This window comes from Chromobacterium sp. FG89, from assembly GCF_057808735.1.
Window position 1 is genome coordinate 45,770 of record NZ_JBMDIQ010000032.1, and the last position, 6,102, is coordinate 51,871.

The following is a 6,102-nucleotide window of genomic DNA, read 5'->3' on the forward strand; positions in this document are numbered from 1 at the left end:
CTTACAGTACTTCAGGAGCCAGCGAAACGATCTTCATGAAGCGCTCGGTACGCAGTTCACGCGTAACAGGCCCGAAGATACGAGTGCCGATAGGCTCAAGCTTGTTGTTGAGCAGGACGGCGGCATTGCCGTCGAACTTGATCAACGAGCCATCCGGACGACGCACGCCTTTGGCAGTGCGAACCACAACCGCGTTGTAAACGTCGCCTTTTTTGACGCGTCCGCGCGGAGCAGCATCCTTGATGGTCACCTTGATGATGTCGCCTACGCTTGCATAGCGACGCTTGGAACCGCCCAATACCTTGATGCACATAACGTGACGCGCACCTGTATTGTCAGCGACCTCAAGCATGGTCTGCATTTGGATCATGTGATGATTACCTTTCTAATCCAACTTTATCCGTCACTCTCACCTGCCGGTTTCTCGCATAAGAGCAAGACCAAACAGACGAAACGCCACAGAAACTGTGGCGTATCCAACGGCCAGTTTTGGACCCCGTAAGGGCGGAACTCCTACTCGATAGGAGTAGGAAGATGGCCATTATACAGGGAGCTTTCGCCCCCTGCAAGTCTTTACACCTGGCGGGATTTCTCTACCAGGGCAGTTACCACCCACGTCTTGGTCTTCGAGAGCGGACGGGACTCGCTGATAACAACGATATCGCCGGCCTTGAACTCGTTGTTCTCGTCGTGCGCGTGGAACTTCTTAGAACGACGGATAATTTTGCCGTAGATCGGGTGCTTTACTTTGCGCTCGACCAGTACGGTCACGGTCTTATCCATCTTGTCGCTGACTACGGTACCGGTCAGCGTACGTACCACTTTGGTTTCGCTCATCTTAAACTGCCTTTTCTTTCAGAACGGTGCGCACGCGAGCGATGTCGCGACGTACTTTCTTCAGTTCAGAGGTCTTGGCGAGTTGCTGAGTGGCGTGCTGCATACGCAGAGCAAACTGGGCCTTCAAGAGGCTAAGCAGTTCCGCCTTCAGCTCGTCAACAGTTTTGGCTTTCAGTTCGGACGCTTTCATTACTGACCTACCTGTCTAGTTACAAACACAGTGGCGATCGGCAACTTGGCTGCGGCCAGACGGAAAGCTTCACGAGCGAGTTCCTCGGAAACACCATCCATTTCATACAGCATCTTGCCAGGCTGGATTTCGGCCACGTAGTACTCCGGAGAGCCTTTACCCCCGCCCATACGAACTTCAGCAGGCTTGGAGGTGATCGGCTTGTCCGGGAAGATGCGGATCCAGATGCGGCCGCCACGTTTGATGTGACGGGTCATCGCGCGACGCGCAGCTTCGATCTGGCGCGCGGTCAGACGACCACGACCAACCGCCTTCAGACCGAAATCACCAAAGCTCACTTTGTTGCCACGAGTAGCGATACCCGTGTTGCGGCCTTTATGCTGTTTACGGTACTTGAGTCTAGTTGGCTGCAGCATTTCGAGCACCCTTTCTCGATTTCTTCTCGGTCGCTACCGGAGCCGGCTGAACTTGACCCGGCTTGAGCTCGCCCTTGTATACCCATACCTTGATGCCGATGATCCCGTAGGTGGTCTTGGCTTCGGAGGTTGCGTAGTCTACGTCTGCGCGCAGGGTATGCAGCGGCACGCGGCCTTCGCGGTACCATTCGCTACGAGCGATGTCGATACCGTTCAGACGGCCGGAGCTCATGATCTTGATGCCTTGAGCGCCCATGCGCATTGCGTTTTGCATAGCGCGTTTCATGGCGCGACGGAACATCACGCGCTTCTCCAGCTGGGAAGCGATGCCGTCGGCGATGATTTGAGCGTCCAGTTCCGGCTTGCGAACTTCTTCGATGTTCACATGCACAGGAACGCCCAGGCGCTTTTGCAGTTCTTGCTTGAGCAGCTCGATGTCTTCGCCTTTTTTACCGATCACAACACCCGGACGGGCGCTGTGGATGGTGATGCGGGCGGACTTAGCCGGGCGCTCGATGGTCACACGGCCAACCGAAGCGTGACCCAGACGCTTTTTCAGGAATTCGCGAACTTCGATATCCTGCTTCAGCATTTCCGGGAAGTTCTGCGAATTCGCGAACCACTTGGAAGACCAGTTTTTGTTAACGGCAAGACGGAATCCCGTCGGATGAATCTTCTGACCCATTTCTTACCCCTTAATTGCCAACGGTCAACGAGATGTGGCAGGTCTGCTTTTCGATGCGATTACCACGACCCTTAGCACGGGCAGTGAAACGCTTCAGACTAGCGCCTTTGTCAACGAAGATGCCGGTGACACGCAGGGTGTCAATGTCGGCGCCTTCATTGTGCTCGGCGTTAGCGATGGCAGATTCCAGCACTTTCTTGATGATTACCGCGCCCTTCTTCGGGGAGAAGGCCAAGATATTCAGAGCCTGATCAACGGACTTGCCGCGGATCAGATCGGCCACCAGGCGGCATTTTTGTGCCGACAGGCGAACGCTTTTCAGATTTGCAGATACTCTCATCGCTTCACCTTATCTCTTCTTCGCCTTCTTATCGGCCGCGTGGCCTTTGAAGGTACGAGTCAGGGAGAATTCGCCCAGTTTATGGCCGACCATGTTTTCGGAAACATAAACAGGCACATGGGTGCGACCGTTGTGCACAGCGATGGTCAGACCAATGAAATCCGGCAGGATGGTCGAACGACGGGACCAAGTCTTGATCGGACGCTTGTCGCTGGTTGCCCGCACCGCATCTACTTTTTTCAGCAGATGCAGATCAACGAACGGGCCTTTTTTCTGCGAACGTGCCATTGTCAATTACCCTTTTTTGGAATAGCGACGGCGTACGATCATATTGTCGGTACGCTTGTTGCGACGGGTACGGAAGCCCTTAGTCGGAGTGCCCCACGGGCTAACCGGCACGCGGCCTTCGCCAGTACGGCCTTCACCACCACCATGCGGGTGGTCAACCGGGTTCATGGCAACGCCACGAACGGTCGGACGGATACCGCGCCAGCGAGTAGCGCCAGCCTTGCCCAGCTTGCGCAGGGAGTGCTCTTCGTTACCCACTTCACCAACAGTCGCTCGGCAATCAACGTGCACCAGGCGAATTTCGCCCGAACGCAGACGCAACTGAGCGTAAGCGCCTTCGCGAGCCAGCAGCATCGCGGATGCGCCAGCGGAACGAACCATCTGGGCGCCCTTGCCAGGCTGCATTTCCACGCAGTGGATAGTGGTACCCACCGGGATATTGCGGATCGGCAGAGCGTTACCGGCCTTGATCGGAGCTTCCGCGCCGGACAACAGCTCGGCGCCGGCCTTCACACCGCGCGGGGCGATGATGTAGCGACGCTCGCCATCGGCGTAGCACAGGAGGGCGATGTGGGCGGTGCGGTTCGGATCGTATTCGATGCGTTCCACTTTCGCCGGGATGCCATCCTTGTTGCGACGGAAGTCGATGATGCGGTAGTGCTTCTTATGGCCACCGCCACGATGACGCGTGGTGATGTGACCATTGTGGTTACGGCCACCGGTGGAAGATTTCTTTTCCAACAGGGCGGCGTGCGGAGCACCTTTGTGCAGGTCAGGGTTTACTACCTTGACAACGGCACGGCGGCCCGCGGAAGTCGGTTTTACCTTAACGATAGGCATGCTCTATCTCCTTACTCCGCTGCGGCCGGGGTAGCGGTCAGATCAATTTCTTGACCTTCCACCAGGCTAACGTAGGCCTTTTTCCAGTCACTGCGACGACCGATGGAACGGCCAAAGCGCTTAACCTTGCCCTTGACATTGACAGTGGAAACACCTTCAACTTTTACATTGAACAGCATTTCAACAGCAGCCTTGATTTCCGGCTTGGTCGCATCTTTAGCAACGCGGAACGCCATTTGCTGGTTCTTCTCAGCAATCATGGTGCTCTTTTCGGAAACGATGGGAGCAAGAATTACTTGCAACAGACGTTCTTGATTCATGCCCACTGCTCCTCAAGTTGCTTCACAGCGTCGCGAGTGATCACGGTCTTCTTGAAGCGCAACAGGCTGTACGGGTCAGCTTGAACCGCTTCGATAACCAGCACGTTCGTCAGGTTACGCGAAGAGAGATAGAGGTTTTCGCTCAGCTCGCTAGTGATGAACAAAGCTTGCTCCAGGCCCATGGGCTGAACGGCGCCGACGAATTCTTTGGTCTTCGGGCTTTCAACGTTCAGTTCGTCAACCACGATCAGACGCTCGTCGCGGACCAGCTGCGACAGAATCGCGGCCATGCCTGCACGGAACATCTTGCGGTTAACTTTCTGGGTGAAGTTCTCGTCCGGCTTGTTCGGGAAGGCACGGCCACCACCACGACGGTTCGGGGTGGAAGTCATACCGGCACGAGCGTTACCAGTACCTTTCTGACGGAAAGGCTTCTTGGTCGAGTGCTTCACTTCAGCACGGGTCAGCTGGGCGCGGTTGGCGCTACGAGCATTCGCCAGGAATGCGGTAACAACCTGGTGCACCAGAGCTTCGTTGTACTCGCGGCCGAACAAAGAGTCGGACACTTGCAGGCTGCCAACAGCCTTGCCTTGGGTATTGATTACATTCAATTCCATCACGCACCTGCCTTCACGCTAGGACGAACGACAACGTCACCGTTCTTGGCGCCAGGAACAGCACCTTTAACCAGAATCAGTTGACGCTCGGCATCGACACGAACGATTTCCAGGCACTGCACGGTGCTCTTGACGTTACCGTATTGGCCCGCCATGCGCTTACCCGGGAAAACGCGGCCCGGATCTTGCGCCTGACCGATGGAACCCGGCGTGTTATGCGAACGCGAGTTACCATGGGAAGCACGGTTGGAAGAGAAGTTGTGACGCTTGATCACGCCGGAGAAGCCTTTACCTTTGGAGGTGCCGGTTACATCAACCAGTTGACCAACGGTGAAGATCTCAACAGCGATGGCATCGCCCGGCTTGAAGTTGGACAGATCGGAGGCGGTCAGCGGAAACTCGACCAGACCCAGACCTGCTTCAACGCCAGCCTTGGCGAAGTGGCCCGCGGCAGCCTTAACAACACGGCTGGCCTTTTTGGAGCCATAGGTAACCTGCACGGCATTGTAGCCGTCGGTTTCAGCAGTTTTGATTTGCGTGACGCGGTTAGCGGACATGTCCAGCACAGTTACCGGGATGGTTGCGCCATCTTCGGCAAAAATGCGGGTCATGCCGACTTTGCGACCGACAAGACCTAAACTCATGTTTATTTCCTTTTTCAGGCGCCGATTACGATTGACCGGCATAAAAAACACGACAGAAAAAACAAAAACGGACTCGCCAAAATGGCGAGTCCGCTAATGTATCACAGAAAATTCAAGAATCGCAAGAACTTAGCTCGCAAACCCTTGAACTTAAGCGATTACTGCAGCTTGATTTCCACATCAACACCGGCCGGCAGGTCGAGCTTCATCAGAGCGTCGACGGTCTTGTCGGTCGGATCCACGATGTCCATCAGACGCAGGTGAGTGCGGATTTCCAGCTGGTCGCGGGAAGTCTTGTTCACGTGCGGGGAACGCAGAACGTTGAAACGCTCGATTTTGGTCGGCAGCGGAACCGGGCCCTTAACAACGGCGCCGGTGCGCTTGGCGGTTTCAACGATTTCCTGAGCGGAGCGATCGATCAGGTTGTAATCGAAAGCTTTCAGGCGGATGCGGATTTTCTGGCTAGACATTAGATTCTCCGATCCTTAAGCAATGATCTTGGCAACAACGCCGGCGCCGACGGTACGACCGCCTTCGCGGATGGCGAAACGCAGACCATCTTCCATGGCGATCGGAGCGATCAGCTCAACAGTGATCTCCACGTTGTCGCCCGGCATTACCATTTCCACGCCTTCCGACAGGGTAACGGCGCCCGTTACGTCGGTGGTACGGAAGTAGAACTGCGGACGGTAGTTCGCGAAGAACGGGGTGTGACGGCCACCTTCGTCTTTGCTCAGTACGTATACCGAAGCCTGGAACTTGGTGTGCGGGGTGATGGAACCCGGCTTAGCCAGCACCTGACCACGCTCAACGTCTTCACGCTTGGTACCGCGCAGCAGCACGCCCACGTTGTCGCCAGCTTGACCTTGGTCCAGCAGCTTGCGGAACATTTCCACGCCGGTGCAAGTAGTCTTCGCGGTAGCCT

At 55.8% G+C, this 6,102-nt stretch carries 13 protein-coding genes; all 13 read right to left on the reverse strand.

The genetic code is table 11. The annotated features are described in order from the left end of the window. Position 1: 1 nt before the first annotated feature. Positions 2 to 370 carry a 50S ribosomal protein L14 gene (gene rplN, locus ACODRW_RS22405; RefSeq protein WP_019104491.1) on the reverse strand — a complete coding sequence of 123 codons (369 nt, stop codon included), beginning with the start codon at positions 368 to 370 and terminating at the stop codon, positions 2 to 4. A gap of 203 nt (positions 371 to 573) precedes the next feature. Then, complete coding sequence (rpsQ, locus tag ACODRW_RS22410) at positions 574 to 837, reverse strand: 30S ribosomal protein S17 (protein ID WP_043594104.1); 264 nt, start codon at positions 835 to 837, stop codon at positions 574 to 576. Between the two features lies 1 nt (position 838). Then, positions 839 to 1,027 carry a 50S ribosomal protein L29 gene (rpmC, locus tag ACODRW_RS22415; protein ID WP_011137725.1) on the reverse strand — a complete coding sequence of 63 codons (189 nt, stop codon included), beginning with the start codon at positions 1,025 to 1,027 and terminating at the stop codon, positions 839 to 841. Further along, entirely contained in the window at positions 1,027 to 1,443 is a 417-nt protein-coding gene (gene rplP, locus ACODRW_RS22420) for a 50S ribosomal protein L16 (RefSeq protein ID WP_019101458.1), read from the reverse strand. The genes rpmC and rplP overlap by 1 nt, the downstream gene beginning before the upstream one ends. Beyond that, positions 1,427 to 2,128, reverse strand: coding sequence for a 30S ribosomal protein S3 (rpsC, locus tag ACODRW_RS22425; protein ID WP_043594108.1), 702 nt, complete (start codon positions 2,126 to 2,128; stop codon positions 1,427 to 1,429). Before rpsC ends, rplP begins: the two co-directional genes overlap by 17 nt. 10 nt (positions 2,129 to 2,138) lie before the next feature. Beyond that, the gene (gene rplV / locus ACODRW_RS22430; RefSeq protein WP_019099946.1) at positions 2,139 to 2,468 is read right to left on the reverse strand and encodes a 50S ribosomal protein L22; all 330 of its coding nucleotides are present in this window, start codon (positions 2,466 to 2,468) and stop codon (positions 2,139 to 2,141) included. A 9-nt stretch (positions 2,469 to 2,477) separates the two neighbouring features. After that, entirely contained in the window at positions 2,478 to 2,756 is a 279-nt protein-coding gene (gene rpsS / locus ACODRW_RS22435; protein WP_019099947.1) for a 30S ribosomal protein S19, read from the reverse strand. 6 nt (positions 2,757 to 2,762) lie between these two features. Beyond that, positions 2,763 to 3,596: a 50S ribosomal protein L2 gene (gene rplB / locus ACODRW_RS22440; protein ID WP_082158849.1), complete on the reverse strand. Its 834-nt coding sequence runs from the start codon at positions 3,594 to 3,596 to the stop codon at positions 2,763 to 2,765. Positions 3,597 to 3,607: 11 nt separating this feature from the next. After that, a complete protein-coding gene (rplW, locus tag ACODRW_RS22445; protein WP_019100830.1) occupies positions 3,608 to 3,916 on the reverse strand; it encodes a 50S ribosomal protein L23 in 309 nt (102 codons plus the stop codon). Continuing rightward, entirely contained in the window at positions 3,913 to 4,533 is a 621-nt protein-coding gene (gene rplD, locus ACODRW_RS22450; RefSeq protein WP_048413700.1) for a 50S ribosomal protein L4, read from the reverse strand. Before rplD ends, rplW begins: the two co-directional genes overlap by 4 nt. Then, on the reverse strand, positions 4,533 to 5,177 hold the full coding sequence (gene rplC / locus ACODRW_RS22455; RefSeq protein ID WP_107797928.1) for a 50S ribosomal protein L3: 645 nt from the start codon (positions 5,175 to 5,177) through the stop codon (positions 4,533 to 4,535). The genes rplD and rplC overlap by 1 nt, the downstream gene beginning before the upstream one ends. Positions 5,178 to 5,335: 158 nt before the next feature. Then, positions 5,336 to 5,647 carry a 30S ribosomal protein S10 gene (rpsJ, locus tag ACODRW_RS22460; RefSeq protein ID WP_011137734.1) on the reverse strand — a complete coding sequence of 104 codons (312 nt, stop codon included), beginning with the start codon at positions 5,645 to 5,647 and terminating at the stop codon, positions 5,336 to 5,338. A gap of 15 nt (positions 5,648 to 5,662) precedes the next feature. Continuing rightward, the coding region (locus tag ACODRW_RS22465; RefSeq protein ID WP_488906716.1) for an EF-Tu C-terminal domain-related protein at positions 5,663 to 6,102 on the reverse strand (440 nt) is incomplete at its 5' end.